The sequence below is a fragment of the Streptomyces phaeofaciens genome (genome assembly GCF_014648915.1).
Lineage (GTDB): Bacteria > Actinomycetota > Actinomycetes > Streptomycetales > Streptomycetaceae > Streptomyces > Streptomyces phaeofaciens.
This window is the reverse complement of the sequence record NZ_BMSA01000093.1, coordinates 1-1,217: the sequence shown is the minus strand read 5'-3', so window position 1 is coordinate 1,217 and position 1,217 is coordinate 1. Positions and strand designations below refer to the sequence as shown.

Annotated in this window: 1 rRNA gene; it reads left to right on the top strand. The window is 56.7% G+C overall.

The features are described from left to right. A 23S ribosomal RNA gene (locus IE275_RS45685) occupies positions 1 to 1,217 on the top strand; the annotation flags it as partial.

Sequence of the window (1,217 nt, the reverse complement as noted above, 5' to 3'; positions counted from 1 at the left end):
GTTTTTAAGGGCGCACGGTGGATGCCTTGGCACCAGGAACCGATGAAGGACGTGGGAGGCCACGATAGTCCCCGGGGAGCCGTCAACCAGGCTTTGATCCGGGGGTTTCCGAATGGGGAAACCCGGCAGTCGTCATGGGCTGTCACCCATACCTGAACACATAGGGTATGTGGAGGGAACGAGGGGAAGTGAAACATCTCAGTACCCTCAGGAAGAGAAAACAACCGTGATTCCGGGAGTAGTGGCGAGCGAAACCGGATGAGGCCAAACCGTATACGTGTGAGACCCGGCAGGGGTTGCGTATGCGGGGTTGTGGGATCTCTCTTTCACGGTCTGCCGGCCGTGAGACGAGTCAGAAACCGTTGATGTAGACGAAGGACATGCGAAAGGTCCGGCGTAGAGGGTAAGACCCCCGTAGTCGAAACGTCAGCGGCTCGTTTGAGAGACACCCAAGTAGCACGGGGCCCGAGAAATCCCGTGTGAATCTGGCGGGACCACCCGCTAAGCCTAAATATTCCCTGGTGACCGATAGCGGATAGTACCGTGAGGGAATGGTGAAAAGTACCGCGGGAGCGGAGTGAAATAGTACCTGAAACCGTGTGCCTACAAGCCGTGGGAGCGTCGCGCATCAAGCTTGCTTGGTGCGTCGTGACTGCGTGCCTTTTGAAGAATGAGCCTGCGAGTTTGCGGTGTGTTGCGAGGTTAACCCGCGTGGGGTAGCCGTAGCGAAAGCGAGTCCGAACAGGGCGTTTCAGTAGCACGCTCAAGACCCGAAGCGGAGTGATCTAGCCATGGGCAGGTTGAAGCGGAGGTAAGACTTCGTGGAGGACCGAACCCACCAGGGTTGAAAACCTGGGGGATGACCTGTGGTTAGGGGTGAAAGGCCAATCAAACTCCGTGATAGCTGGTTCTCCCCGAAATGCATTTAGGTGCAGCGTCGTGTGTTTCTTGCCGGAGGTAGAGCACTGGATAGGCGATGGGCCCTACCGGGTTACTGACCTTAGCCAAACTCCGAATGCCGGTAAGTGAGAGCACGGCAGTGAGACTGTGGGGGATAAGCTCCATGGTCGAGAGGGAAACAGCCCAGAGCATCGACTAAGGCCCCTAAGCGTACGCTAAGTGGGAAAGGATGTGGAGTCGCACAGACAACCAGGAGGTTGGCTTAGAAGCAGCCACCCTTGAAAGAGTGCGTAATAGCTCACTGGTCTAGTGATTCC